Raw genomic sequence first — 25,831 nt, forward strand, 5'->3', positions numbered from 1 at the left:
GCACGTCTTGCGATGAGGGGGAATCATGCCGGGAATCACGACGGAATCCGCGAAGGCAAGTGCGAAGGAAGCCGCGGAGGAAGGCGCCGCCGTCGGGGGTGTCGAGGGCGGCGGCGAGGTGCTGCGGCCGCATGCCGAGGTCGCGTTCGCGCAGGAGCTGAAGGCTCTTCAGTCCGCGGACGACAGACCGCGGCCGGAGCGCTGGCGGCTCTCGCCGTGGGCGGTGGCCACCTATCTGCTCGGCGGCACGCTCCCCGACGGGACGGTCATCACGCCGAAGTACGTCGGCCCGCGGCGCATCGTCGAGGTCGCCGTGACCACGCTCGCCACCGACCGCGCCCTGCTGCTGCTCGGCGTGCCCGGCACCGCCAAGACCTGGGTGTCGGAGCATCTGGCCGCGGCCGTCAGCGGCGACTCGACCCTGCTGGTGCAGGGCACGGCGGGCACGCCGGAAGAGGCCATCCGCTACGGCTGGAACTACGCCCAGTTGCTCGCGCACGGCCCCAGCACGGACGCCCTGGTGCCCAGCCCGGTCATGCGCGCGATGGCGCAGGGCATGACCGCGCGGGTCGAGGAGCTGACCCGCATCCCGGCCGACGTACAAGACACGCTGATCACCGTGCTGTCCGAAAAGACGCTGCCCATCCCGGAGTTGGGGCAAGAGGTCCAGGCGGTGCGCGGCTTCAACCTGATCGCCACGGCCAACGACCGCGACCGTGGTGTCAACGAACTCTCCAGTGCGCTGCGCCGCCGCTTCAACACCGTCGTCCTGCCGCTGCCCGCCACCCCCGAGGAGGAGGTGGACATCGTCTCCCGGCGCGTGCAGCAGATCGGCCGCTCGCTGGACCTGCCGTCCGAGCCCGAAGGCAGCGACGAGATCCGCCGGGTGGTGACGGTCTTCCGCGAACTGCGCGACGGCCTCACGGCGGACGGCCGTACGAAACTCAAGTCGCCCTCGGGCACGCTCTCCACGGCCGAGGCCATCTCCGTGGTGACCAACGGCCTTGCGCTGGCAGCCCACTTCGGCGACGGAGTGCTGCGGCCCGGCGATGTGGCGGCGGGCATTGTGGGCGCGGTGGTCCGCGATCCGGCGGCGGACCGCGTCGTATGGCAGGAGTACCTGGAGGCGGTCGTCCGCGAGCGCGACGGCTGGAAGGACTTCTACCGCGCCTGCCGTGAGGCCGGCGCATGACCGGGCCGCAGCGGGGGGAGCGGCCGGACGGTCCGCTGCTGCTGGGAATCCGCCACCACGGACCGGGGTCGGCGCGCGCGGTGCGCGCCGCGCTGGAGAGTTACGCACCGAGCGCGGTCCTCATCGAGGGCCCGCCGGAGGCCGACGCGCTGGTGCCACTGGCCGGTGAGCAGGACATGCGCCCGCCCGTCGCGCTGCTCGCCCACGTCCCGGACGACCCGGGACGCGCGGCGTTCTGGCCCCTGGCCGAGTTCTCCCCGGAATGGGTGGCCATCCGCTGGGCGCTGAGGCGCGGCGTACCGGTGCGCTTCATCGATCTCCCGGCGGCGCATTCGCTGGCGATGGCGGAAGGGGAGGAGAGGGAGGAGAGGGAGGAGAGGGAGGAGAGGGAAAAGCCAACTGAGGCGCCCGAAGGGGGCGGCGAGCGGGACGGCGCGGGAGCCGACGCCGAAGGGCGGCCGCGTGCGCGGGACGTGCGGGTCGATCCCGTCGGGGCGCTGGCCGAGGCCGGAGGATACGACGACCCGGAGCGCTGGTGGGAGGACGTGGTCGAGCACCGCGGCCTGAACGGCGGCGCGGTGGCTGGGGCGGGCCCGGAGTCCGAACTCGCCGACGTGCTGCGGCCGTTCGAGGCGCTGGCCGAGGCGATGGGGGCGCTGCGGGAGACGTGCGAGGACGCCGGGCGCGACCGGGACGCGGCGCGCGAGGCCCATATGCGGCTGCGGCTGCGCGAGGCGCGGCGGGAGTTCGGGGACGATGTGGCCGTGGTGTGCGGCGCCTGGCACGTACCGGCGCTGGCCCGCAAGGCCACCGTCACCGCCGACCGGCAGCTGCTCAAGGGCCTGCCGAAGGTGAAGGCGTCCATGACCTGGGTGCCGTGGACGCACCGCAGGCTGTCCCGGCGCAGCGGATACGGCGCGGGCATCGACTCGCCCGGCTGGTACGGGCATCTGTTCAGCGCCGAGGACCGGCCCGTCGAGCGCTGGATGACCAAGGTCGCGGGGCTGCTGCGCGCGGAGGACTACACCGTCTCCTCCGCGCATGTCATCGAGGCGGTGCGGCTGGCCCAGGCGCTGGCGGCGATGCGCGGCAGACCGCTGGCCGGGCTCGCCGAGACCGGCGACGCGGTGCGCGCGGTGATGGGCGACGGCTCCGACGTGCCCTCCTCCTTGATCCACGACCGCCTGGTCGTCGGGGAGGTGCTCGGCGCGGTACCGGACGGCGCCCCGGCGGTGCCGCTCCAGCGGGACATCGCCCGCAGCCAGCGCGGCCTGCGACTCAAACCGCAGGCGGCGGAGCGGGAGTTGGAGCTCGACCTGCGCAGGGAGACGGACGCCGCGCGCAGCAGACTGCTGCACCGGCTGGCGCTGCTGGGCATCGGCTGGGGCCGGCCCGCGCACTCGCGCACCAGCACCGGCACCTTCCGCGAGACCTGGCGGTTGCGCTGGGAGCCCGAACTGTCCGTACGGGTCGCCGAGGCCGGGATCTGGGGCACGACCGTGCTCTCGGCGGCCACGGCCAAGGCCGCGTCGGACGCGAGCGAGGCCAGGGCGCTCGCCGATGTGACGGCGCTCGCCGAGCGCTGTCTGCTGGCCGGGCTGCCGGACGCCCTCCCGGTCGTGATGCGCGTCCTGGCGGACCGCGCCGCGCTGGACGCCGATGTGGGCCACCTCGCCCAGGCCCTGCCCGCCCTGGTGCGCTCGGTCCGGTACGGCGATGTACGCGGCACCGACGCCGCCGCCCTGCGCGAGGTCGCGACGGGCCTGGCCGAGCGCATCTTCGTCGGCCTGCCACCGGCCTGCGCGGGCCTCGACGCGGACGGCGCCACCGAAATGCGCGACCACCTCGACGCCACACACCGGGCCGTCTCGCTCCTGACCCAGCCGGTCACGGACGGCGGCACGGACCATGCCGACGCTGCCACTCCCACCGGGAGTTGCGGCGACGAGGAAGGCAGCGCTGCGACTGCCGCCGCCGGCAACGAGGAAGCCGACGCGCCGGGCGCCGGTGGCGGCCGGGGGGTTCAGGAGCGGGTGGCCGAGGGAGGGGAGGGGGCAGAGCATCCGGCCGCTGGCGGGAGGGGTGGCGGTCGGGTGGTCGGTGCTGTGGCTGCCGCTGGCGGTGGCGAAGCGGGCGATGTGTCGGGCGCCGGTAGGGGCCAGGGGTCCCTGGAGGCAGCCGCCGAGGGGGAGGGAGAAGGGCGAGGGGCTGCGGCGGCCGACGGGGGCGGTCTACGGGCGCGCTGGGCGGCTGTGCTGCGGGCGCTGGCTTGCAGGGACCTCGTACCAGGAGGCGTACGGGGGCGGGCGGCCCGACTGCTGTTGGACGACGGGCAGTTGGCGGAGGGGGAGGCCGGGCGGCTGATGGGGCTCGCGCTGTCGCCGGGCACGCCGCCCGCCGACGCCGCCGCGTGGATCGAGGGCTTCGTGGGCGGCGGGGACGGCGGCGGCATGCTGCTGATCCACGACGAGCGGCTGCTCGCTTTGGTCGACGGCTGGCTCCAGGACGTACCGGCGGACGCGTTCACGGACGTCCTGCCCCTGCTGCGGCGGACCTTCGCGGAGTTCGAGCCGGGGGCGCGGCGGACGCTCGGCGAGCTGATACGGCGAGGCCCCGCGGGGGGAGGGGCGGACGGCGATCGCGGCGCCGGAGCGGAGGCGCCCGCGCTGCCCGGGTTCGGTCCGGGCCTGGACCGGGACCGCGCGGCAGCCGTACTGCCCACGCTGAACGCACTGCTGGGTCTGCCGGGATCGGTCAATGAGTGGTCGGGTGCGGTGAGTTGACCGGGGGTCGACGACAGGCAGGGGTGTGGCGGCGGTGGCGGCAGGCGGGAGTGGGGACATGAGAAGGGGGAGCGGGGACATGACGGGGAATGGGGACACGGACGCGGCGGCCGAGCGGTTGCGGCGGTGGCGGATGGTGCTCGGAGGGGGCGGGGCCGAGGGGACCGGCTGCGCGCTGAGCGGGGAGGACGCGGCCATGGACGGCGCGCTGGCCGCGCTCTACGGGAACGGGAAGGGGGACGGGCGCGGGGGGCGTTCGGCCGGGCTCGGGGCGTCGGCGCCCGGCGTGGCCCGCTGGCTGGGGGACATCCGTACCTACTTCCCGACCTCCGTCGTCCAGGTCATGCAGCGCGATGCGATCGACCGGCTGGGGCTGGGCGCGCTGCTGCTGGAGCCGGAGATGCTGGAGGCGGTGGAGGCCGACGTCCACCTGGTGGGGACGCTCCTCTCGCTCAACAAGGCCATGCCGGAGACGACCAAGGAGACCGCACGGGCCGTCGTACGCAAGGTCGTCCAGCAGCTGGAGCGGCGCCTGGCGACCCGTACGCGCTCCACCCTCACCGGCGCCCTGGACCGCTCGGCCCGCATCAGCCGGCCCCGCCACCGGGACATCGACTGGGACCGTACGATCCGCGCGAACCTGAAGAACTACCTGCCCGAGCAGCGCACGGTCGTGCCCGAGCGGCTCATCGGCTACGGCAGGGCCGCGCAGTCGGTGAAGAAGGAAGTGGTGCTCTGCATCGACCAGTCCGGTTCGATGGCCTCCTCGGTCGTCTACGCCTCGGTCTTCGGCGCGGTGCTGGCGTCCATGCGCTCCCTGGCCACCCGCCTGGTCGTCTTCGACACCGCCGTCGTCGACCTCACCGACCAGATCGAGGACCCGGTCGACGTGCTGTTCGGCACCCAGCTCGGCGGCGGCACGGACATCAACCGGGCGCTGGCCTACTGTCAGTCGCGGATCACCCGCCCCGCCGACACGGTCGTCGTGCTCATCAGCGATCTGTACGAGGGCGGGATACGCGACGAAATGCTCAAGCGGGTGGCGGCGATGAAGGCGGCCGGGGTGCGGTTCGTGACGCTGCTGGCGCTGTCGGACGAGGGGGCGCCGTCGTACGACCGGGAGCACGCGGCGGCGCTGTCGGCGCTCGGCGCACCCGCCTTCGCCTGTACGCCCGACCTCTTCCCCGAGGTGATGGCGGCGGCCATCGAGAAGCGGCCGTTGCCCATCCCGGACACGTCGATACCGGACAAGGCGGAGCAACGGTGACAGGAGCCCCAGGGGACTTGCGCGGCCCCAGGCCTGCCGTGCAAGGATCTGCGCATCGCTCGAACGCCCGCGACGCGGGGGGCCATTCGTTCGCCCCGTCGGCCGCCGAGGCCTGAGCACCCCTGTCCCTGCGCGTACTCGTCTCTCTCCCCCCACGCGTCACCGTCCTTACGGGAAGGCCCTCTTCGTGTCCGCCGTGCTTGTCGTACCTGCCGCTGTGCGCCTGCCGCGCACCGTGGCCGTGCGGCGTGCGCTGCTGGCCGGGCTGTTCCTGGTGGGCTTTGTGGTGCTGGCGGTGGTGTGCGGCGGCCGCGCACATGCGGCGGAGGGCGGACCGGGTGAGCCGGACGTGCCGAGCGTGCCGAGCGTCGGGGTAGGCCTTGATGCGGCACCGGCGGCACCGGCGGCACCGGCGGCACCGGCGGCACCGGCGGCACCGGCGGCACCGGCGGCACCGGCGGCTTCCGTCGGCAAGACCGTCTCGTCGTCCGCTCCTGCGCGCGTTCGGCAGCAGCGGGACGCGGTCGTGGGGACGGTTCACCAGCCCGTGGCCGAGGCCGAGCGGTCCACCGCCCGGCACATCGCGCCGGTTGTCCGTACGGCCACCGGACGGACGGCCGCACCCGTCGTGGGCGAGAAGCCCGTGGAACGGGTCGGGCGTGTGGTCCGGGGTGCGCAGGAGGCAGTGCGTGTACCGGGAGCGGTGACGCTGCCCGTACGGATACCGGGCAGCGGTACGGGCCTGGACGGCGGCGACGGCGACGGCGGCGAGCGGACGGTGCCCGGCAGCGGGCCCGAGCGCGGTGCCGGGGCACGGCCCGATGACGGCGATGCAACGCGCGCCGACGGTGTTTCCGGCGCTGAGCATGTGAACCCTTCTCTCCTCAACACACCTTCCTGCGCGCCGAGTTACGGCACGGCGGTGGTCGAGCAGGCGCGGCCCGGGTACGAGCTCGCCGAGCGGTCCCGCATGGCGGAGCGGCAGCAGGGGCCGGGGCACGGCGGTCTTCCCGTGCCGCTTCCGCAGGGGCCCGGTTCGCCGGCCTCCGCCGCCTCGTCGGCCAGTGCCGGCGACGGCCACGGTCCCCGTGGCGGGGACCAGTTCGCCACGGTGCCGGCGGATATGACGCACTTCGGGCTGGTGCCCGGGGGCGTACGCGTGGCGGCTGATGCGCCGACGCGTCAGCGTGCCGGAGAAATTCTCGAATTCCCGGGCTAGGGCAGGCCTTTCCCGTCTGTACGGAACTTTCGCCCGAACGGAACTTCCGGCTGTACGGGACTCCCGTATGCAGTGGATCTGCAGAGGACCTGCCGCGCGGGGGCGGGACAGGTCTGCCCACCCAACTCCCTGAATTCCGAGAATTCCGATTTCGAAGGACGTGACGCGATCATGCGTACGCACATTCGCCGTTCCATCGCCATAGCCACCGCGGCCACCGGCCTGTGGGCCCTGGGCTCCGTCGCCGCCCACGCGGCCGAACTGCCCACCACCCCCGACCTGCCGGCCGCCGGTGACCTCGGCCGGGTGACGGACGGCCTGGGCGCGGGCGACGCGGGCAAGGTCGTCGAGCCCGCGAAGAAGGCGGTCGAGGACGTCCGGAAGGCCACCGACGGCACGCTCCCGAGCGCGCCGAAGCTGCCGACGAACGCCCCGGACCTTCCCGCCAAGCCGCAGCTCCCCACCACCCCGGAGCTCCCCGGTAAGCCCTCCCTGCCCAACACGCCTTCCCTGCCCAACACGCCTTCCCTGCCCGGGACTCCGGGCCTGCCCGGCACCCCCGGCCTGCCCACGACCCCTGACGTCCCCGCCGTGGACGACGCGACCTCCGACGTCCTGCCGCCCGTCGCCCAGCGCGCCGTGGTCAAGGTCGTGCCCGTCACCCAGGGCGCCGTCGGCGGTGTCGGCCGGCTCGGCGGTGACGTGGTCGCGCTGACGACTCCGTACGCGCAGAACCTCGCCACCGCCGTGGTCACCGACGCGCAGGGCATCGCGGCCGACGCCACCACCGGCGCGCAGGGCGTACTCCCGCCCAAGACGGTCCCCACCGTGCCGACGACCCCGGCCGTCCCCACCCTGCCGAACACCCCGGCCGTTCCCACTCTCCCCACCAACGCTCTCCCCACCAACGCCCTGCCCACCGACCTGACAGACCCGGTAAACATTCCGGCCCTGCCCAACCTGCAGCTCCCGGCAACCCCGACGGTTCCGTCCGTCCCGTCCGTCCCGTCCGTCTGAGCCCAGCCCCCCTCCAGGGAACGAGTCCGACGGAACCCGGCGGGCCCGGCGGACTCGTACCCCCTGCGCGCTGAACACCGGCGCTGAGCATCGACGCCGGACATCAACGCCGGACATCGACCCCGAACAGCCGGGCGGCCCACTTTGGGGAGTGGGCCGCCCCCGGCAGTGCCCCGGCAGTTCCGTGGAAGTGCCCCCGCAACAGCGCCCGCGCATCGATCTGTGACCGTAATCACCGCGAGAGTGTGATCTGCGATTTAGGGACCTAGGTCCCACGGCGATAACCTGCGAGACGGACATGCCGCGTACCGGACACCGTGTACGCCTCCCCTGTGACAGCGCCGTCACGTTGCCCTTCGCGGCACGCCCATGAAAACAACGAACCGCGATCACTACGGCGATTCTGAGTAGACAAGGGACGGACGCGCGTGGACCTGTTCGAGTACCAGGCGAGGGACCTCTTCGCCAAGCACGGTGTACCGGTGCTGGCCGGTGAAGTCATCGACACGCCTGAAGCGGCGCGCGCGGCGACCGAGCGTCTTGGCGGCAAGTCCGTCGTCAAGGCCCAGGTGAAGGTCGGCGGCCGCGGCAAGGCCGGCGGCGTCAAGCTGGCCGCCACCCCCGACGAGGCGGTCGCCCGTGCGACCGACATCCTCGGCATGGACATCAAGGGCCACACGGTCCACAAGGTGATGATCGCCGAGCTGTCCCCGGAGATCGAGGCGGAGTACTACGTCTCGTACCTCCTCGACCGCACCAACCGCACCTTCCTCGCCATGGCGTCGGTGCAGGGCGGCATGGACATCGAGGAGGTCGCGGAGAAGACCCCCGAGGCCCTTGCGAAGGTCCCGGTCAACGCCGTCGAAGGCGTGACCATCGAGAAGGCCCGCGAGATCGTGGCCCAGGCGAAGTTCCCGGCCGAGGTGGCCGAGGGTGTCGCCGAGGCGATGGTGACCCTGTGGGACACCTTCGTCGCCGAGGACGCGCTCCTCGTCGAGGTCAACCCGCTGGTGAAGACCAAGGACGGCCGCATCCTGGCCCTGGACGGCAAGGTGTCCCTGGACGCCAACGCCGACTTCCGCCAGCCCGAGCACGAGGCGCTCGAGGACAAGGACGCGGCCAACCCGCTCGAGGCCGCCGCCAAGGCCAAGGGCCTGAACTACGTCAAGCTCGACGGCCAGGTCGGCATCATCGGCAACGGCGCGGGTCTGGTCATGTCGACCCTCGACGTCGTCGCGTACGCCGGTGAGAAGCACTCCGGCGTCAAGCCCGCCAACTTCCTCGACATCGGTGGCGGCGCCTCCGCCGAGGTCATGGCGAACGGCCTGGAGATCATCCTCGGCGACCCGGACGTCAAGTCCGTCTTCGTCAACGTCTTCGGTGGCATCACCGCCTGTGACGAGGTCGCCAACGGCATCGTCCAGGCACTGGAGCTCCTCAAGTCCAAGGGCGAGGCCGTTACCAAGCCGCTGGTCGTGCGCCTGGACGGCAACAACGCGGAGCTGGGTCGCAAGATCCTGAGCGACGCCAACCACCCGCTGGTCCAGCGCGTGGACACCATGGACGGCGCGGCCGACAAGGCCGCCGAGCTCGCCGCGGCTGCGAAGTAAGGGATAGAGGGACTCAGACCACCATGGCTATCTTCCTCACCAAGGACAGCAAGGTCATCGTCCAGGGCATGACCGGTGCCACGGGCATGAAGCACACCAAGCTCATGCTGGGCGACGGCACCAACATCGTCGGCGGCGTGAACCCGCGCAAGGCCGGCACGACCGTCGACTTCGACGGCACCGAGGTCCCGGTCTTCGGCTCCGTCAAGGAGGCGATGGAGAAGACCGGCGCGGACGTCTCCGTCCTGTTCGTGCCGCCGGCCTTCTCCAAGGCCGCCGTCGTCGAGGCGATCGACGCCGAGATCCCCCTCGCCGTCGTCATCACCGAGGGCATCGCGGTCCACGACTCCGCCGCCTTCTGGGCGTACGCGAAGGCCAAGGGCAACAAGACCCGCATCATCGGCCCGAACTGCCCCGGCCTGATCACCCCCGGCCAGTCCAACGCCGGCATCATCCCGGGCGACATCACCAAGCCCGGCAAGATCGGTCTCGTGTCCAAGTCCGGCACGCTGACCTACCAGATGATGTACGAGCTGCGCGACATCGGCTTCACCTCGGCCGTCGGCATCGGTGGCGACCCGGTCATCGGCACCACGCACATCGACGCCCTGGAGGCCTTCGAGGCCGACCCGGAGACCGAGCTGATCGTCATGATCGGTGAGATCGGCGGCGACGCCGAGGAGCGTGCGGCCGACTTCATCAAGGCCAACGTCACCAAGCCGGTCGTCGGCTACGTCGCGGGCTTCACCGCCCCCGAGGGCAAGACCATGGGCCACGCCGGCGCCATCGTCTCCGGCTCCTCCGGCACCGCCCAGGCCAAGAAGGAGGCCCTGGAGGCCGCCGGCGTCAAGGTCGGCAAGACCCCGTCGGAGACCGCCGTGCTCGCCCGCCAGATCCTGGGCGGCTGATCTCCTGCTGCCGTACGGCCGCCACGCGGCCTACGCTGCCTGCCACGGGCCCGTACCTCTTCCCGGGGTACGGGCCCGTGGCATGCGCGCAGCGATGCGGTCACCCCTCGTGTTGTGCGCCAACTACCCGAATCTCGGCGCGAGTTGGTCGTCCCGTACGGCCCTCGGGGCGGTGCGCCCGCTCCTGGCGGCGGGCGGTGGCGTGCGGCGCCGTACGCCGGGCTCGGCCTGCGCCCCCGGCGTGGCCGAGGTGCCGACGGCCGGTTTCTGCTCCGGCGGGTCATAGGCGTCCGGGGTGTTGGCCAGCGTGAAGGCGGTCGCCGCGGCGATCAGCGCGGTCAGGCCCAGCGCCCCCTGCGTCAGCCGCCGGGTGTGCCGCCGGCTCCCGGCCCGTACAGTCCGCGCGGCGGGCGGCGCCACCGGGTGCGCGAGCGCCAGCCGGGTCAGCCGCTCGTGCAGGATCTCGCCCTGCCGCACCGGCGGCTGGCTGCGAAGCCCCAGCTCGGGCAGGCGCGCGGCGACGGCCTCGCGCGCGTGGGTCAGCCGCCCCGCGGTGGCCGGGGTGCTGGCCTCGACCTCGGCCGCGGTCTCGCACAGCCCGAGCCCGACGCCGTCGTGCAGCAGCAGCGCCCGGCGGTACGTCGCGGGCAGCGCCAGCAGCGCGTCCAGCAGTGCGCGGTCGGCGGGCGCGGCGGGCGGCGGCGCGGGCGCGACGGGCGTGGGCCGCTCGGTGATGTGCCGCCGCGGGGCCCTGCGATGCCAGGGCGCCAGCGCGTACTCGTACGCCGCGGCCCGCACCCACCCGGCCGGGTCCCGGTCCACGGCCACCTCGGGCCACCGCTGCCACGCCAGCTGAAACGCCCACTGCACGGCCCGCTGCGCCTGCCGCTGACGGCCCGTCAACAGATACGCCTGCCGGGTCAGCGCCTCGGCGTGCCGCGCGTAGAGCGCGTCGAAGGCGGCGGCGGGGGTGGTGGGGGTGGTGGAGGCATCGAGGTCGGTGGCCTCGGTGGCCTCGATGGTCTTGGTGGCCTTGTGCGGCGTTGTCGACTGTTCGTCATGTTGCTTATGTACGACGGAAGCTGACGCCATGTCGGCCACCGTCTCCGCCGTCGCCGTCTCCACCGTCGCCGTCTCCGCCGGCGGGGCCTCCGGTGGAGACTCCGGCGGGGCATCAGGTGCGGCCTTGGGCGGGGTCTCGCGCGCCGCCGCGGCGGCCGTAGTGGACGCGGGGGAGGTGACCCGCTTGGCCGGTGCCTTGCGCGCGGGGCGCTTCGGCTTCGCCGCGGCCTCGCCCTTCGCGCCCGTACCCGTACCCGCTCCCGTACGGGTACGCGATCCCGACCCCGACCCCGATCCCGACCCTGCCCCTGCCCCCGATCCCGTCCCCGAGCGCGTGCGGGTCCTGCGCCGCGTCGCCGGTCTTTCCTCCGTGGACCCCGAGGGCCGCTCTTCGCTGTCCATCGTCACCGCCGTGCCGCCACCCTTGCGCTGCGTCATGCCCGCCTCTCCGCACGCACAGCCGCCGGGCAGCGGGAGCTCGCACTACCGAACTGTGTGAAAAGGCGCATAGCTACATCTTGTGCGACACGTCGGGCATTCGCCTGCTACGCGGATGAAACGGGTGTTGTTGGCAGCATGGCGGCGTGAGCCAATTGACCGACCGCGGCCCCTCGTTGTCCTCGCGTGGCCGCGCCAGCGCTCAGCGCTCCTCCATGATGGGCACCGCGTTCCTGGGCGGGGCGGTGGCCGCCGGGCTCGGGCTCGGGGCGCTCGCCGTCGTCGTACTGCTGCTGTGGGTCGCCTCCCCCTACCCCGACGACGGCCCCTCACGGGCCCTGCACCTCGCCGCTGACCTGTGGCTTCTCGCACACGGCGGGGATCTCGTACGGACCGTGACGCTCTCCGGTGAACCGGCCCCCGTAGGGGTGACACCGCTGCTGCTGTCCGCCCTGCCCGTCTGGCTGCTGTACCGCGCGGCCCGCCACGCGCTCGCGCCCGCGCCGGGTCCGGCCACGCTCTTTCCCCTGGCCGGCACCACCCACTGGCCGATGCCGCGCGCGGTGCTCGGCTGGCTGCTCACCGGCTATCTGCTCGTCGCCACGGCCGCCGTGCTGTACGCCTCGGAGGGGCCGATGCACGCCGCACCGCTCAGCGCGCTGCTGCACGTACCGGTGCTGGTGGTCTGCACGCTCGCCGCCGCGGCCCGGCGCACGCTGGGCCCTGAGGCGTACGCGATCGTGCCCGCGCCCTTGAGGCGTGCCTGGTCCGAACTCCCGCCCGGCGTCCGGTCGGTGTGCGAGCGCCGCCGGTTCGCCGCCGCGCTGCGGGCCGCGGCGGCGGCCACCGTGGTGCTGCTCGTGAGCGGCGCGCTGCTCACCGCCCTGGCCATCGGGTGGCACGCGGGCGCGGTCGGTACGGCGTTCCTGGAACTGGCCCCCGACTGGTCGGGCCGCCTCACGGTCCTGCTGCTGAGCCTCGCCCTGCTCCCGAACGCCGTCATCTGGGGCACGGCGTACGCGCTCGGGCCCGGCTTCACGGTCGGCGCGGGCAGCACCATCGGCCCACTGGGCGTGGCCGGCTACCCGGTGCTGCCGCACTTCCCCCTGCTCGGTGCCCTGCCCCAGGAGGGTGAGGGCACCCCGCTGACCTGGGCGGTCGCCATCGCCCCGGTCGCCGCCGGTCTGGCCCTGGCCCGGTACGCGTCCCGCCACGACAGCGGATGGCGCGACACCGTCACCACCACCGTCCTGGCCGCAGCCCTCTGCGGCCTGACGACCGCCATGCTCGCCGCCTTCTCCGGCGGCCCCCTGGGCACCACCGACCTGTCCACCTTCGGCCCCACCCCCTGGCTGACAGGCCTCACCACCACCGCCTGGACCACCCTCATCGCCCTCCCCACCGCTCTGACCCTCCGCACCTGGCGCCTCCGCACCTCACCCCCCACCCCGGCCCACAGCCCCTCCGCCGAGCCCGACACCCCGTCCACTACGTCCGACACCCCGCCCGCCACGGACCGCGGGCCGTCCGCCTTCGGCCACTCGCCGTCGGCGCACCGCCCTGTCCCGGATCGCCCGTCTTCCCCGCCTCGCCCGGCGGCGCCCGGCCCGCACCCGGGCCTTCGGGAATCCGAGCCCGAGCCTGAGCCCGGCCTCGTACAGCCCGCCCCGGACCGAACCTCCCAGGAGGGACCGCAGTCCCCGCCTCGCCCGGCGGCGCCCGGCCCCCATCCGAACCTTCGGGAATCCGAGCCCGAGCCTGAGCCCGGCCTCGTACAGCCCGCCCCGCACCGAGCCCCCCACGAGGGACCGCACCCCCCTGCCTCCTCCTCGGGCGGGACCCGGCGCGAGGAGGCGTACGGGGAGGCGGGCGGGGCTGTGTACGGCGGGAGGGCCGATGTGGCGCGCGAGGCGGAGCGGGCGGAGCGCTACGAGGAGATGCGGACGGCCTACTACGGGGCGGAGCCCAGGGCAGTCCACGGGGCGGAGTCCGGGGCGCTCCGCGGGGCGGAGCCCGGGGCAGTCCGCGGGTCGGAGTCCGGGGTGACCTCCGAGGTGGGCATCGGAGGGCTGTCCGCGGAGGTCGGTGAGGTGTTGGCGGAGGGGGCTGCGGGCGAAGGGCAGGGCAGGGGGGAGCGGGGGACGGGGCGTGAGGCGAGGCGTGTGGGGCGGTGGGGGCTGTTGTCCCGAAAGGGGCGGAAGCAACGGTTGGGGCGCGGGGCGGGAGCGTACGACCCGGATCCGTACGGGCTCGATCCACATGAGCCGGAAGAGGGGGAGCCCGATCCGTACGGGTCCGACCCGTACGGGCTGGAGATGGACGACGCGGACAGCGGGCGGGACCCGTGGCATGACGCGGGGGCGCGTGAGGCGCGGTGGGCCGCGCTGCGGGAGTTCTCCGGGGGGCTGATGCCGGAGTTCACGCCGGACCCGTCGCGGGGGACCGGCGAGAACCAGGGCGAAGACGGGGGCGAGAACGGGGGCGAGAACGAGAGTGGAGGTGGGCGCCGGGGCCGGGGCGAGTGACGCGGCGGCCCCGGCGCGGCGTCAGCGCTGGGTGCTCAGCAGCGGGCGGAGCTGCTTGGGCAGGAGGGTTTCGCAGGACTGGCGGGAGGACTGGGTCAGCGCGTCCTCCACGCAGGTGAAGTAGTCGCGGTAGGCGAGCTGGACCGTGAAGGTGGCGATCACGATGACCAGCGCCAGGCTCGCCGTGACCAGGCCGCCGATCGCCGCCGTGGCCTGCGGCCGGGACGGCGAGGAGGAGGCCGGAGCCGCTGCCGTACCGGCGCCCTCGCCGGTCAGTGCCACCGCGCCCGGCTTGGGCGCACGCGGCTTGGCCCGCAGCGAGCTGATGCCCCAGTACAGCGCCAGCGACCCGAGCAGCAGTGACACCTCGGGCAGGCTGAACAGCACGAAGAAGAACGCCCACATCCCCGAGAGCAGGGCGTAGCGCGCACGCCGCTGGGCCGGGTCGGTCGGGTCCCAGCGCAGCCCGCCGGAGCCGCCGGGCCCACCGGCGCCGCCCTGCCCCTGCTGCCCGCCGCGCCCGCTGCCGGGCCGGTTGCCGAAGCCGCCGCCCTGGCGCCCCGGCTGCTGGCTGCTCCACTGGCTGCCCCAGGCAGGCGTCCGCTGGTCCTCGGACTGGTCGGGCCGCTCCTCGTCGCCGTCCTGGCCCGACCCCTGCGAGGAGGCGGGCCTGCGGGGCTGCCACGCCTGCTCGGGGGCGTCGGCCGGAGGCGGCGCGAAGGGGTTGTCCCGCTCGCGGTCGGAGTCCTGGGGGGAGTCCGGGGAAGGGGAGGACGACTTGCGCTCCCGCAGCACGACCGTCCCCGGGGCGGTGGCGGGCAGCGGGAGGAGGAGGGCCGCGCGGCGGCGTCGGTCCGGCATCTGGAGTGAGTCTTCCCCTTGTTGTCTTGTCCGTTGCGTCACATCCGGCCCGTTCAACGGACGGCGGGGCGCGCGGATACCACGAACTGCGTGCGTTCTCAGGCCCGACGCTACCTCCCGCGCCCGCCCCCGTCCCGTGGGGGCCGTTCGGTGTGCCGGTATCGTTGCTGACGGCCGGCCCCTTCGTAGGGTTCCCCGTATTTCTGCGACCCATGACTTCGTACGACCGTACAAGTCGGTGAGCGGGTGAGCGGTGGCAGCAGGGCGCCGACCGGAACGTTGCCCGCAAGACAGCAGTACTCGCGCGAGAAAGAGCGCCGCCGTGGCTTCCTCACCGTCCCCAGCCCGACTCGTCGTGCTCGTCTCCGGTTCGGGTACGAACCTGCAGGCCCTGCTCGACGCCATCGCCGCGCAAGGGGCCGATGCCTACGGCGCCGAGATCGTGGCCGTAGGCGCCGACCGCACCGGAATCGCAGGCCTGGAGCGTGCCGAGCGCGCCGGTCTGCCCACCTTCGTCTGCCGGGTCAAGGACCACGCCGACCGTGCGCAGTGGGATGCGGCGCTGGCCGCGGCCACCGCCGCCCACGAGCCGGACCTGGTCGTCTCGGCCGGCTTCATGAAGATCGTGGGCAAGGAGTTCCTGGCCCGCTTCGGCGGCCGGTTCGTGAACACCCACCCCGCGCTGCTCCCCAGCTTTCCCGGTGCCCACGGCGTACGCGACGCGCTCGCGTACGGCGCGAAGGTGACCGGGTGCACCGTCCACTTCGTCGACGACGGCGTCGACACCGGCCCGATCATCGCCCAGGGCGTGGTCGAGATCCGGGACGAGGACGACGAATCCGCGCTCCATGAGCGCATCAAGGAAGTCGAGCGAAGGCTGCTCGTCGATGTCGTGGGGCGTCTGGCCCGTAACGGCTACCGCATTGAGGGACGAAAGGTACGTATCTCGTGACCGCCACCGCCGAAGGTACGAAGCGGCCCATCCGCCGCGCGCTGGTCAGCGTCTACGACAAGACGGGTCTGGAGGAGCTGGCGAAGGGGCTGCACGCGGCGGGTGTCCAGCTCGTCTCCACCGGCTCGACCGCCGGGCGGATCGCCGCGGCCGGGGTGCCGGTCACCAAGGTCGAGGAGCTGACGGGCTTCCCCGAGTGCCTGGACGGGCGGGTCAAGACCCTGCACCCGAAGGTGCACGCGGGCATCCTGGCCGACCTGCGTCTTGAGGACCACCGCAACCAGCTGGCCGAGCTGGGCGTCGAGCCCTTCGACCTGGTCGTCGTGAACCTCTACCCCTTCCGCGAGACCGTGCAGTCGGGGGCCACCCCCGACGAGTGCGTCGAGCAGATCGACATCGGCGGTCCGTCGATGGTGCGCGCCGCCGCCAAGAACCACCCCTCGGTCGCGGTCGTCACCAGCCCCAAGCGGTACGCGGACGTGCTCGCCGCGGTCCAGGGCGGCGGCTTCGAGCTGGGCGCCCGCAAGCGGCTGGCGGCCGAGGCGTTCCAACACACCGCCGCGTACGACACCGCCGTGGCCTCCTGGTTCACCAACGCCTACGCGCCGGAGAGCGAGACGGCATCCGGCAGCGGCTCCGCCGCGGGCGGGCTCCCCGAGTTCATCGGCGAGACCCTGGAGCGCAAGTCGTCCCTGCGCTACGGCGAGAACCCGCACCAGGCGGCCGCGCTGTACGTGGACGGCCAGCCGGGCGGGCTCGCCAACGCCGAGCAGCTGCACGGCAAGGAGATGTCCTTCAACAACTACGTGGACACCGAGGCCGCGCGCCGCGCCGCCTTCGACCACGACGAGCCGTGCGTGGCGATCATCAAGCACGCCAACCCCTGCGGTATCGCGGTCGGTTCGGATGTCGCCGAGGCCCACCGCAAGGCGCACGCCTGCGACCCGCTGTCCGCCTTCGGCGGCGTGATCGCGGTCAACCGTCCCGTCTCCGCCGCCATGGCCGAGCAGGTCGCCGAGATCTTCACCGAGGTCATCGCGGCTCCGGCGTACGAAGACGGCGCGGTGGAGATCCTCGCCAAGAAGAAGAACATCCGCGTCCTGAAGGTCGAGGGCTCGCCGCACCAGCCGGGCGACGTGAAGTTCATCTCCGGCGGCGCGGTCGTCCAGCACACCGACCTGTTCCAGGCCGAGGGGGACGACCCGGCGAGCTGGACGCTCGCCACCGGAGAGGCCCTGTCCGAGGGGGAGTTGGCCGAGCTGGCCTTCGCCTGGAAGGCCTGCCGCGCGGTGAAGTCCAATGCGATCCTGCTCGCCAAGGACGGCGCCTCGGTCGGCGTCGGCATGGGCCAGGTCAACCGCGTGGACTCCGCCAGGCTCGCGGTCGAGCGGGCCGGCGAGGAGCGCGCCCGCGGCTCCTACGCCGCCTCGGACGCCTTCTTCCCCTTCCCCGACGGCCTGGAGATCCTGACGGCCGCGGGCATCAAGGCCGTGGTCCAGCCCGGCGGTTCGGTCCGCGACGACCAGGTCGTGGAAGCCGCCAAGCAGGCAGGCGTCACGATGTACTTCACCGGCACGCGCCACTTCTTCCACTGAGCCGCCCGCTGACGAGCGAGCCCCCGTACCGGAACTCCGGTACGGGGGCTCGGCCTTCGCGCCGTACGGTCAGGCCTGTGGCTGTTGCTCAGCAGTCGGCCCAGCGGTGTCCGCGCAGGGGCGGCCCGCCGGGGAGGCTGTGCACAGAACCTGGCGCAGCGCAGAACACGTTGCCGGAGTAGTTCGGCAACGTGTAAATCGCGACCGCGAGACGGCCGTTGTTGAACACCGACGCGACGGGCTTGCTGTGCAGCCAGGGACAGACACCGGGCTCCGCAAACCAGTCGGCGGCGTCCGCGTCGTCCCATCAAGTCCCCCCAGCGTTGGGTGTATTTGGTGAGGTTGCTCCTCGTGCTGACGGGCACGCAACCCGCGCGCGGCCGGAGGTCCGCATACCGAAGGCCCCCGACCCGCAGGGTGCGGGGCGAGGGCCTTCGGGGGAGATGCCGGGTGCGGCGATGGGTCAGTAGCGGGGGCGGGTGAACCACGCCTTGCCGTCCGCCTTGGCCGCGAAGACGACGACCAGGATCGAGATGACGAAGTTGGGGATGCCGATGATGCCGATCGCGTAGGGGATGCTGAGTGCGATGGAGACCGAGCCGAAGACGATCGAACCGATGCGTATGCCGTTTCCGCCCTTGGAGTACTGCACGGCGAGCACGGTGCCGACCGCGGCGTAGATCGCCATCAGGATGACGGAGAAAATCAGCGCGCCCTTGCCGAGGTTGAGCAGACCCTGGTCGCTGGAGGAGCCGTAGGTCGACGCCACGTCGTTGAGCCGGTTCATCTGGATGACCGACATGATGATGCCGATGATGCCGTGGGCGGCCATCACGAACAGCAGGACGCGGCCGGCCTTGACGTTGCCGGGCATCACGTTGGGCACCGGCATGCCAGGCATGCCCGACATCCCCGCCGGTCCACTGGGGTAAGCCGCGTACGGCTGCGGCTGCTGCGGGTAGCCGTAACCGGGCTGCGGCTGACCCTGCGGGGGACCGTAGGGGTTGTTCTGGTTCGGATAGCTCACGAGCGGTGTCCTTCGGGCGGCTTGAGCGGATGTAAGGGAATTCTAAGGGGGGGTTCGCGCCGCGGACACGGAAATTCGCAGGCCCCCACGAGGGGGCCTGCGAAGGGTGGCGGCGCAGGAGTGTTACTGGCTGCGGACGACGACCGTGCTGACCATCTTGTCGGCGAAGGTCTGGGCCTTTTCGTCCCAGGCGGGCCACAGGAAGCCGAGGTAGCAGGGCAGGACGTCCAGGATGTGGCAGATGCGGCGCAGGAAGGCCATGCCGAAGCCGACGGGCTGGCCGGTGGCCTCGCTGACCAGGCGGATGCCCATGGCCTTCTTGCCCGGGGTCTGGCCGGTGGAGCCTTCCTTGACCAGGAGCCAGATGCCCAGGCCGATGCTGAGCAGCGACACCAGGATGATGACCACCAGCAGGCCGCCGGCGATGCCGGTCGCGGTGCGTGAAGATTCGCTGATCGCGTCGTTCATGCACTGGCTGTAGTCGGGGGCTCCGGGGGCGCACTGCGAGGTGTCCGGGACCGCGGCCGAGGCCGCGCCCACCGCGCCGAAGAAGGCGATGCACATCACGATGGTGGGGAGCAGGCCGACGATGAGGTAGTCGATCAGGAAGGCGCCGGCGCGCTGGCCCCAACTCGCGTACCCCTGCGGCATACCTCCCATTTGGGGCATACCGCCCATTTGGGGCTGCTGCTGGTAAGCAGGAGCGGCCTGCTGCTGGGGGAAGCCGTAACCGGGCTGCTGCGGAGCGGCGGGCTGCTGCTGCGGGTAACCGTAGGGCTGGGCCGGGGGCGCCTGCTGGGGGTAGCCGTAGCCGGGCTGGGCCTGCTGGGGCTGGCCGTAGGGGGCCTGCGGGGGCTGCTGGCCGTACGGGCCCGGCTGCCCCTGCGGCGGCTGACCGTAGGGATTGTTCGGGTCGCCGAAACTCATGGTGGGGGTTCCTCCGTTGTGTCAGTGGGGGACGACGCGGCGTGCTCGGAGGAATGAAGGGATTCAGTGGCCCGCCCCCGATGATGCCTGCGGCACTGGGCGGCAATCTTTCTAGCAGCGCAATATCGTTGTCCAGTCAAGATCTCAAGGCGTTGTCCAAGTGCAATGATCAACTTTGCCCGTTGCCGCGCCGTTGCCGGGGCGCGGCCCGCCGCCCGCCGCCCGGGGTGTGCGCCGACCGGAGGCCGCAGCGCGCCCTGATTGGAACGGGGACCGGCCCATCCGGGAGGATGGGGTCATGAGCGCCCAGATTCTCGATGGCAAGGCCACCGCCGCCGCGATCAAGTCCGAACTCTCCGCCCGCGTGGAAGCGCTGAAGGCCAAGGGCGTGCAGCCCGGCCTGGGCACCCTCCTGGTCGGCGACGACCCGGGCAGCCGCTGGTACGTCAACGGCAAGCACCGCGACTGCGCCCAGGTCGGCATCGCCTCCATCCAGCGCGAACTGCCCGACACCGCAACGCAGGAGGAGATCGAGGCGGTCGTACGGGAGCTCAACGACAACCCGGAGTGCACCGGCTACATCGTCCAACTCCCGCTCCCCAAGGGCATCGACACCAACCGCGTCCTGGAGCTGATGGACCCGGCCAAGGACGCCGACGGGCTGCACCCGATGAGCCTGGGCCGCCTGGTGCTGAACGAGCCCGGGCCGCTGCCGTGCACCCCGCACGGCGTCATCGAGCTGCTGCGCCGCCACGGCGTGGAGATCAACGGTGCGCACATCGTGGTCGTGGGGCGCGGGATCACCGTCGGCCGCTCGATTCCGCTGCTGCTGACCCGTAAGTCCGAGAACGCCACGGTCACGCAGTGCCACACCGGCACCCGCGACCTGTCCGCGCACCTCAAGCAGGCGGACATCATCGTCTCCGCGGCCGGTGTGCAGCACATCATCAAGCCGCAGGACGTCAAGCCCGGCGCGGCCGTGCTGGACGTCGGCGTCAGCCGCGACGCCGAGGGCAAGATCGCCGGCGATGTGCACCCGGACGTCGCCGAGGTGGCGGGCTGGATCTCCCCGAACCCCGGCGGGGTCGGCCCCATGACCCGCGCACAGCTGCTGGTCAATGTCGTGGAAGCCGCCGAGCGCGCCGCCGCCGGCTGACCGGGAAAGGCTGCCTGCCATGGGTGCCGAAGCGCATTCGGACGGGGCGTCCGAGCCGCAGGGCCGGCCGTCACGACGGTTTCCCCTGATCACCCGGGACACGGCGCGGCCGGAGGGCGGCGGCCGGGCCGCCTCCGGCGACGCCCCCGCGCCCGCCCGCCAGTGGCCGCTGCTGGCGGTCATGGGCGGGGTGGGCGTCGGGCTGCTGATCGTCGCCTTCGACGCGTTCCGTATCGGGACGATCCTGATCGGGCTGTCGCTGCTGGCCGGGGCGGTGCTGCGGTGGGCGCTGCCGTCGGTGGGGATGCTGGCCGTACGGTCCCGGTTCACCGACATGGTCACCTACGGGGGGCTCGGCTTCGCCATCGTGATGCTGTCGCTGATGGCGCAGCCCAAGCCGTGGCTGCACATTCCGTTCCTGGACGACGTGGTGCACCTCACCGTGCGGTGAGGGCCGCGGGGCGAGGGCTGCGAGGATCACGAGGGCTGCGAGGGCCGCGAGAGCTGCGGCGATGGCGAGGGCTGCGGCGATTGCGGGGGCCGCGAGGGCTGCGAGAGGGGTGCGCGCGAGGCCGGTGAGAGAGTCTCGGCATCAAGTATCTTGATGCCGAGATAATTCGGTGCTTCACTGTCCCACGACGGTTCGCCGTCACTTGCGTCACGCACGTCATCCAGCCGACCGGTGCCCGCCGCGCGAGCGCGCCGACCGGCGCAGCGCGAGAGGGACGTACCACTCCATGGCCAAGATCCAGGTAGCCAACCCTGTCGTCGACATCGACGGCGACGAGATGACCCGCATCATCTGGCAGGACATCAAGGACCGGCTGATCCTGCCGTACCTCGATGTCGAGCTGAAGTACTTCGACCTCGGCATCGAGCACCGCGACGCCACCGGCGACCAGGTCACCGTGGACGCCGCGCACGCCATCCAGGAGTACGGCGTCGGGGTCAAGTGCGCGACCATCACGCCGGACCAGGCGAGGGTGGAGGAGTTCGGCCTCAAGGCGATGTACCGCTCGCCCAACGGCACCATCCGCAACATCCTGGGCGGAGTGATCTTCCGCGAGCCCATCCTCATGAACAACGTGCCGCGGCTGATCCCGGGCTGGACCCGGCCGATCGTCGTCGGCCGCCACGCGTTCGGCGACCAGTACCGTTCCACCGACCTGAAGGTCCCCGGCGAGGGCACGCTGACCATGACCTTCACGCCGAAGGACGGCTCGGACCCGGTCGAGCTGGAGGTGTACGAGTTCCCCGGCGCCGGTGTCGCGCTGTCGATGTACAACCTCGACGCGTCCATCCGCGACTTCGCTCGCGCGTCCTTCCGCTACGGCCTGGCCCGGGACTTCCCGGTCTACCTGTCCACGAAGAACACGATCCTGAAGAAGTACGACGGCCGCTTCAAGGACCTCTTCCAGGAGGTCTTCGACGCCGAGTTCAAGGCCGAGTTCGACGCCAAGGGGCTCACCTACGAGCACCGGCTGATCGACGACATGGTCGCCTCCGCGCTGAAGTGGTCGGGCGGCTACGTCTGGGCCTGCAAGAACTACGACGGTGACGTCCAGTCCGACATCGTCGCGCAGGGCTTCGGCTCGCTGGGCCTGATGACCTCGATGCTGATGTCGCCCGACGGCCGCACGGTCGAGGCCGAGGCGGCGCACGGTACGGTCACCCGCCACTACCGGCAGCACCAGAGCGGCCGGAAGACCTCCACCAACCCCATCGCCTCGATCTTCGCCTGGACCCGCGGCCTGGCCCACCGCGGCAAGCTCGACAACACCCCGGAGGTCACCCGCTTCGCCGAGACCCTGGAGCGGGTCTGCATCGAAACCGTCGAGAGCGGCCGGATGACCAAGGACCTCGCCCTGCTGGTCGGCACCGACACCCCGTGGCTGACCACGGAGGAGTTCCTGGACGCGATCGACACCAACGTGCAGAAGGCGATGGCCGATCACTGAGCGCACCGCTGACGCGCGACGGCGGCCCGTCCTCTCCCCCGTATGAGAGGACGGGCCGCCGGTCGGCTCAGGTCAGCAGCCGGTCCAGGAGTTGGACCAGATGGTCGGCAGGTTGCTGCCGATGTTCCGCCAGCCGGTCTGCTTGTTCAGCGTGTACGCGGGCTCGCCGAAGTTCTTGTAGCGGTAGACGACCGCCTTCTTGCACTGGGTGCCGTTGTTGTAGGCCGACTTCGGCTTGTTGAAGGCGCCGCCGTACCGCTGGAGGTTCGCGTTCTTGTCCTTGACCTTCTTCACCTGGCCCTTGTAGTTGGCCTTGGGGTACACGCACAGGTAGCCACGCGGGCAGTTGCGCGGTGCGGCCTGCGCGGTCGCGTCCGCTTCCTGCTGCTGCGCGGTGACCGTCGTCCGCTTCGCGGGCGCCGGCTCGGCCGAGGCGCTGGCGATGGGTGCCAGTGCGAGGCCGCCGGTGATGGCCGCAGAGGCGGTGATGAGCGTGAGGCGCTTGCGTACCTGCATGCTGGGGTTCCTCCCCCGTGAGTCGGGACGGCGGCCCGGGGTGGACCGGGCCGCCCGGTGTGCAGGACAGACTCTGATGCGACAGTTCGGTAACTGCCAGTGGATGGCGCGGGATGGGGTGGGGGTGGGACGTCCCAGGGGCTGACCTGCGGGGATGCGGGGTCCCACGGGGCGTTGGTGGGACGGGCGGGGACGCGGGAGGTGTCCGGAAGTGGTGCCCGAGGTGGTTGAGGGTGGGAACCGATGCGGGTGCGTCGCCATCATGTGCGGCAAAGGAGGCTCACGGCCTCGGGGGAATAGTCGCGCGTATGGGGTGGAACATGGCGCGTTGGAAAGAATTGCCCGACTCGCTCGATTCTCGGGTGCGTCAACTGGTCGTACAGCTGCGTCGGTTGAAGGACCACAGCGGTCTCGGTCTGGCCTCGTTGGCGGCCAAGACGTCCTACAGCCGGTCCTCGTGGGAGCGCTATCTCAACGGCAAGGCGCTGCCGCCGCGGGAGGCGGTGGAGGAGCTGGCGCGGGTGTGCGGCGCGGAGCCGACCCGGCTGCTGGTGCTGCACGAGGTCGCGGCCGAGGCGTGGCCGCAGGAGCCACGGGAGGGGGCGGCGCCGCCCGGCGAGGCGGACGAGCTCGAAGGCGGTGCGCCGCGCAAGGCGCGGCGGACCGAGGTGATCGTCGGCGCGGTGATCGTCGTGGTGGCGGCGCTGGCCGTCGGGCTGCTGGCGGCCGAGCCGTGGGAGGACGACGCCAAGGACGGCGTGGTGGCCGCGGGCGGCCGCGAACCCGGTGAAGGGCAGCGGCCGTTCGTCTTCAAGCAGGGGCGGGACCATCCGTGCCGGGTCGTACGCAAGGACGGCGCGCTGGGCGCGGGCTACAGCGCGACCCGCGAGACGCTGATGGACCTCAAGAGCTCGGGCTGGGAGGTGCTGGAGGCCCAGTGCCTGCTGCGCCACCACGGCTACGACCCGGGCATAGCGGACGGCTCCTACGGGCCGAATTCCAAGAGCGCCGCCACCCGCTTCCAGAAGGACCACAAGCTGCCGCCGGACGGAATAGTGGGCCCCGACACGTGGGGGGTGCTGCGCCGGTGAGCGGCGGGCACGTACCGCCCGAGTGCCACCGGCTGGCCTGTGCGCTGCGCGAGTTGAGGGAGCGTACGGGGCTGAGCATGGCCGCGCTGGCCGAGCGGACGCCGTACAGCAAGTCGTCCTGGGAGCGCTATCTCAACGCCAAGAAGCTGCCGCCCCGGCAGGCCGTCGACGCGCTGTGCGCGCTGGCGGGCGAGCCCGCTGGGCGGCTGCTGGCGCTGTGGGAGCTGGCGGAGCAGGCCTGGAGCGGGCGGGCCGGGGCCGCGCCGGTGCCCCACGAAGGGCCGGGGACCAGGCCCAATGGAGGGGCGGGGCCCCGTGAGGAGCCAGGGCGCGGTGAAGTGGCCGAGGGGCGGCGGGGGTTGCTCGGCTCGCGCCGGATGCTGCTCGCGCTCGCCGGCGCCGTGGCCGCCGCTGCCGTGGCCGTACCCCTGCTGGTGGGGGGCGGTGCGAAGACCGGCGGGCGGCAGGCGCCCGGGAGCCTGGGGGCGGCGCCGACCTACTCGCAGTCCTACGAGCCGGGCTGCAAGGGGGAGGAGTGCGAGGGGGAGAACCCGCAGGACAAGGGGTGCGGTGCGCAGAACGTGGTGCGCAATGTCCTGGTGAGGACGGCACGCGGCGGGCAGCGCCTGGAGATCCGTTACGCCGACCAGTGCGCGGCGGTGTGGGCGCGGGCCATGGACCTGAAGGTGGGGGACCGGGTCGAGGTGACCGTACCGGGCGCCCGCCCCAAGTCGGTCCGGGCCGCGAACGAGAAGGACACCGAGCTGTATCTCTCGACGCCGATGACGGCGACCGAGAAGCCCCGGCGGGCCACGGTCTGTCTGATCCCGGGCGGCGTCGGGCGCCGGGAGTGCTTCACCCCGCCCCCGGCGGCCACCGCCTAGGGCAACTCCCCTGAGGTCAGGGCCGAGTTCAGTGCGGCATATCGGCTCGAAAACGGGCGGCGCACTGCCCGCGGGCGCTCCATAGGGGGCGTACGCGGGGCGGTGCGCAATGCCCGAATGCTCCCGTGCGCCCCCTACATGGGAACTGGCATCCTGGCTGAGGGCATCCCTCTGGGTAGCCACTCTGACGGACCTCGGGGGTGTCACGTCACGATGCACGGCGACATGTGAGCACGCAGCACGGAACGACGCACGTACGCGCATATGGGGGGAATAGGGGGAGGCAATGCCTCGCTGGAGGGCGCTACCGGAAGAACTCGACCCGCAGGTCCGGGAGTTCGCAGGTCAGCTACGCAGACTCGTGGAACGCAGCGGGCTGAGCGTGGCCGCCGTCGCGGACCGTACCGGCTACAGCAAGACCTCATGGGAGCGCTATCTCAACGGCCGGCTGCTGCCACCGCAGCGCGCGGTCGTGGCACTGGCCGAGGTGACGGGTGCGAACACGGGCCATCTCACCACCATGTGGGAGCTGGCCGAACGCGCCTGGAGCCGCTCGGAGATGAGACACGACGTCACCATGGAGGCGATCCGGGTGGCGCAGGCGCGCGCGGCCCTGGGGGAGTTCGGCCCCGCGCCCGCCGGCAGCAAGAGCAAGGGCAAGGGCGAGGCCAAGAGCGAGGGCGCGCAGAAGCCGAAGGGCTGGGAGTGGGGGCGCGGCCGCGGCGGGAGCACCGGAGTCGACGAGGGCGCGCGGCCGGGGCAGGTCACCGCGATGCCCGGGGTGCCCTCGCAGCGCCGGGGCGCGACGCCGCCGGGGGCGGCCGAGACCGCCGGGCCCGCGGC

General features: G+C 72.4%; 22 protein-coding genes. 17 read left to right on the plus strand and 5 right to left on the minus strand.

Annotated elements, in window-relative coordinates:
- The first annotated feature begins 25 nt into the window (after positions 1-25).
- The 7 genes from AC4IJH_RS04590 to sucD all read left to right on the plus strand — a co-directional run bounded on the left by AC4IJH_RS04590 (position 26) and on the right by sucD (position 9,996).
- Positions 26-1,192, plus strand: a complete 1,167-nt coding sequence (locus tag AC4IJH_RS04590; RefSeq protein WP_490850184.1) for an ATP-binding protein — start codon at positions 26-28, stop codon at positions 1,190-1,192.
- Positions 1,189-3,975, plus strand: a complete 2,787-nt coding sequence (locus AC4IJH_RS04595; protein WP_490850185.1) for a DUF5682 family protein — start codon at positions 1,189-1,191, stop codon at positions 3,973-3,975. Before AC4IJH_RS04590 ends, AC4IJH_RS04595 begins: the two co-directional genes overlap by 4 nt.
- A 58-nt stretch (positions 3,976-4,033) precedes the next feature.
- The gene (locus AC4IJH_RS04600; protein WP_490850186.1) at positions 4,034-5,242 is read left to right on the plus strand and encodes a vWA domain-containing protein; all 1,209 of its coding nucleotides are present in this window, start codon (positions 4,034-4,036) and stop codon (positions 5,240-5,242) included.
- A 187-nt stretch (positions 5,243-5,429) separates the two neighbouring features.
- Positions 5,430-6,461: a hypothetical protein gene (locus tag AC4IJH_RS04605; protein WP_490850187.1), complete on the plus strand. Its 1,032-nt coding sequence runs from the start codon at positions 5,430-5,432 to the stop codon at positions 6,459-6,461.
- 171 nt (positions 6,462-6,632) lie between these two features.
- The gene (locus AC4IJH_RS04610) at positions 6,633-7,478 is read left to right on the plus strand and encodes a hypothetical protein (RefSeq protein WP_490850188.1); all 846 of its coding nucleotides are present in this window, start codon (positions 6,633-6,635) and stop codon (positions 7,476-7,478) included.
- A gap of 428 nt (positions 7,479-7,906) precedes the next feature.
- On the plus strand, positions 7,907-9,088 hold the full coding sequence (sucC, locus tag AC4IJH_RS04615; protein WP_490850189.1) for an ADP-forming succinate--CoA ligase subunit beta: 1,182 nt from the start codon (positions 7,907-7,909) through the stop codon (positions 9,086-9,088).
- Between the two features lie 23 nt (positions 9,089-9,111).
- A complete protein-coding gene (sucD, locus tag AC4IJH_RS04620; protein WP_490850190.1) occupies positions 9,112-9,996 on the plus strand; it encodes a succinate--CoA ligase subunit alpha in 885 nt (294 codons plus the stop codon).
- A gap of 123 nt (positions 9,997-10,119) precedes the next feature.
- Here sucD and AC4IJH_RS04625 read toward each other — a convergent pair whose 3' ends face one another.
- A complete protein-coding gene (locus tag AC4IJH_RS04625; protein ID WP_490850191.1) occupies positions 10,120-11,088 on the minus strand; it encodes an RNA polymerase sigma factor in 969 nt (322 codons plus the stop codon).
- Between AC4IJH_RS04625 and AC4IJH_RS04630 the strand changes: the two genes are divergently transcribed.
- Positions 11,087-11,557, plus strand: a complete 471-nt coding sequence (locus tag AC4IJH_RS04630) for a hypothetical protein (protein ID WP_490850192.1) — start codon at positions 11,087-11,089, stop codon at positions 11,555-11,557. The genes AC4IJH_RS04625 and AC4IJH_RS04630 overlap by 2 nt on opposite strands.
- An 85-nt stretch (positions 11,558-11,642) precedes the next feature.
- Entirely contained in the window at positions 11,643-14,021 is a 2,379-nt protein-coding gene (locus tag AC4IJH_RS04635; RefSeq protein ID WP_490850193.1) for a cell division protein PerM, read from the plus strand.
- A 21-nt stretch (positions 14,022-14,042) separates the two neighbouring features.
- Here AC4IJH_RS04635 and AC4IJH_RS04640 read toward each other — a convergent pair whose 3' ends face one another.
- Positions 14,043-14,882: a hypothetical protein gene (locus tag AC4IJH_RS04640; protein WP_490850194.1), complete on the minus strand. Its 840-nt coding sequence runs from the start codon at positions 14,880-14,882 to the stop codon at positions 14,043-14,045.
- 322 nt (positions 14,883-15,204) lie between these two features.
- Between AC4IJH_RS04640 and purN the strand changes: the two genes are divergently transcribed.
- Together purN and purH are read left to right on the plus strand one after the other, a co-directional pair.
- Positions 15,205-15,834: a phosphoribosylglycinamide formyltransferase gene (gene purN, locus AC4IJH_RS04645; protein ID WP_490850195.1), complete on the plus strand. Its 630-nt coding sequence runs from the start codon at positions 15,205-15,207 to the stop codon at positions 15,832-15,834.
- Positions 15,831-17,429, plus strand: a complete 1,599-nt coding sequence (purH, locus tag AC4IJH_RS04650) for a bifunctional phosphoribosylaminoimidazolecarboxamide formyltransferase/IMP cyclohydrolase (RefSeq protein ID WP_490850196.1) — start codon at positions 15,831-15,833, stop codon at positions 17,427-17,429. The genes purN and purH overlap by 4 nt, the downstream gene beginning before the upstream one ends.
- A 463-nt stretch (positions 17,430-17,892) precedes the next feature.
- On the opposite strand, the gene AC4IJH_RS04655 is transcribed toward purH, so the two are convergent.
- On the minus strand, positions 17,893-18,456 hold the full coding sequence (locus AC4IJH_RS04655; protein ID WP_490850197.1) for a hypothetical protein: 564 nt from the start codon (positions 18,454-18,456) through the stop codon (positions 17,893-17,895).
- 123 nt (positions 18,457-18,579) lie between these two features.
- Entirely contained in the window at positions 18,580-19,383 is an 804-nt protein-coding gene (locus AC4IJH_RS04660; RefSeq protein ID WP_490850198.1) for an RDD family protein, read from the minus strand.
- A 298-nt stretch (positions 19,384-19,681) separates the two neighbouring features.
- Here AC4IJH_RS04660 and AC4IJH_RS04665 point away from each other — a divergent pair, with 298 nt between their 5' ends.
- The 3 genes from AC4IJH_RS04665 (at position 19,682) to AC4IJH_RS04675 (ending at position 22,497) form a co-directional block, all read left to right on the plus strand.
- Positions 19,682-20,539: a bifunctional methylenetetrahydrofolate dehydrogenase/methenyltetrahydrofolate cyclohydrolase gene (locus tag AC4IJH_RS04665; RefSeq protein WP_490850199.1), complete on the plus strand. Its 858-nt coding sequence runs from the start codon at positions 19,682-19,684 to the stop codon at positions 20,537-20,539.
- A gap of 19 nt (positions 20,540-20,558) precedes the next feature.
- The gene (locus AC4IJH_RS04670) at positions 20,559-20,990 is read left to right on the plus strand and encodes a DUF3017 domain-containing protein (protein WP_490850200.1); all 432 of its coding nucleotides are present in this window, start codon (positions 20,559-20,561) and stop codon (positions 20,988-20,990) included.
- Between the two features lie 286 nt (positions 20,991-21,276).
- Entirely contained in the window at positions 21,277-22,497 is a 1,221-nt protein-coding gene (locus tag AC4IJH_RS04675) for an NADP-dependent isocitrate dehydrogenase (RefSeq protein WP_490850201.1), read from the plus strand.
- Positions 22,498-22,569: 72 nt separating this feature from the next.
- Here the strand turns inward: AC4IJH_RS04675 and AC4IJH_RS04680 are convergent, their stop codons facing one another.
- The gene (locus AC4IJH_RS04680) at positions 22,570-23,013 is read right to left on the minus strand and encodes a peptidase inhibitor family I36 protein (RefSeq protein ID WP_490850202.1); all 444 of its coding nucleotides are present in this window, start codon (positions 23,011-23,013) and stop codon (positions 22,570-22,572) included.
- 320 nt (positions 23,014-23,333) lie between these two features.
- Between AC4IJH_RS04680 and AC4IJH_RS04685 the strand changes: the two genes are divergently transcribed.
- The 3 genes from AC4IJH_RS04685 to AC4IJH_RS04695 all read left to right on the plus strand — a co-directional run.
- Entirely contained in the window at positions 23,334-24,104 is a 771-nt protein-coding gene (locus AC4IJH_RS04685) for a helix-turn-helix domain-containing protein (protein WP_490850203.1), read from the plus strand.
- Positions 24,101-24,988, plus strand: a complete 888-nt coding sequence (locus AC4IJH_RS04690; RefSeq protein WP_490850204.1) for a helix-turn-helix domain-containing protein — start codon at positions 24,101-24,103, stop codon at positions 24,986-24,988. The genes AC4IJH_RS04685 and AC4IJH_RS04690 overlap by 4 nt, the downstream gene beginning before the upstream one ends.
- Positions 24,989-25,274: 286 nt before the next feature.
- Positions 25,275-25,831 (plus strand): helix-turn-helix domain-containing protein (locus tag AC4IJH_RS04695; RefSeq protein WP_490850205.1); only part of this gene is annotated, 557 nt, incomplete at its 3' end.

It is taken from the genome of Streptomyces sp. UF-297, from assembly GCF_058245575.1.

Bases quoted from the DNA above. Each gene is read 5' to 3' on its own strand.
- AC4IJH_RS04590 (WP_490850184.1), top strand. From the start codon at position 26: ATGCCGGGAATCACGACGGAATCCGCGAAGGCAAGTGCGAAGGAAGCC.
- AC4IJH_RS04595 (WP_490850185.1), top strand. From the start codon at position 1,189: ATGACCGGGCCGCAGCGGGGGGAGCGGCCGGACGGTCCGCTGCTGCTG.
- AC4IJH_RS04600 (WP_490850186.1), top strand. From the start codon at position 4,034: ATGAGAAGGGGGAGCGGGGACATGACGGGGAATGGGGACACGGACGCG.
- AC4IJH_RS04610 (WP_490850188.1), top strand. From the start codon at position 6,633: ATGCGTACGCACATTCGCCGTTCCATCGCCATAGCCACCGCGGCCACC.
- sucD (WP_490850190.1), top strand. From the start codon at position 9,112: ATGGCTATCTTCCTCACCAAGGACAGCAAGGTCATCGTCCAGGGCATG.
- AC4IJH_RS04630 (WP_490850192.1), top strand. From the start codon at position 11,087: ATGTCGGCCACCGTCTCCGCCGTCGCCGTCTCCACCGTCGCCGTCTCC.
- AC4IJH_RS04625 (WP_490850191.1), bottom strand. From the start codon at position 11,088: ATGGCGTCAGCTTCCGTCGTACATAAGCAACATGACGAACAGTCGACA.
- AC4IJH_RS04640 (WP_490850194.1), bottom strand. From the start codon at position 14,882: ATGCCGGACCGACGCCGCCGCGCGGCCCTCCTCCTCCCGCTGCCCGCC.
- AC4IJH_RS04660 (WP_490850198.1), bottom strand. From the start codon at position 19,383: ATGAGTTTCGGCGACCCGAACAATCCCTACGGTCAGCCGCCGCAGGGG.
- AC4IJH_RS04665 (WP_490850199.1), top strand. From the start codon at position 19,682: ATGAGCGCCCAGATTCTCGATGGCAAGGCCACCGCCGCCGCGATCAAG.
- AC4IJH_RS04670 (WP_490850200.1), top strand. From the start codon at position 20,559: ATGGGTGCCGAAGCGCATTCGGACGGGGCGTCCGAGCCGCAGGGCCGG.
- AC4IJH_RS04675 (WP_490850201.1), top strand. From the start codon at position 21,277: ATGGCCAAGATCCAGGTAGCCAACCCTGTCGTCGACATCGACGGCGAC.
- AC4IJH_RS04680 (WP_490850202.1), bottom strand. From the start codon at position 23,013: ATGCAGGTACGCAAGCGCCTCACGCTCATCACCGCCTCTGCGGCCATC.
- AC4IJH_RS04685 (WP_490850203.1), top strand. From the start codon at position 23,334: ATGGCGCGTTGGAAAGAATTGCCCGACTCGCTCGATTCTCGGGTGCGT.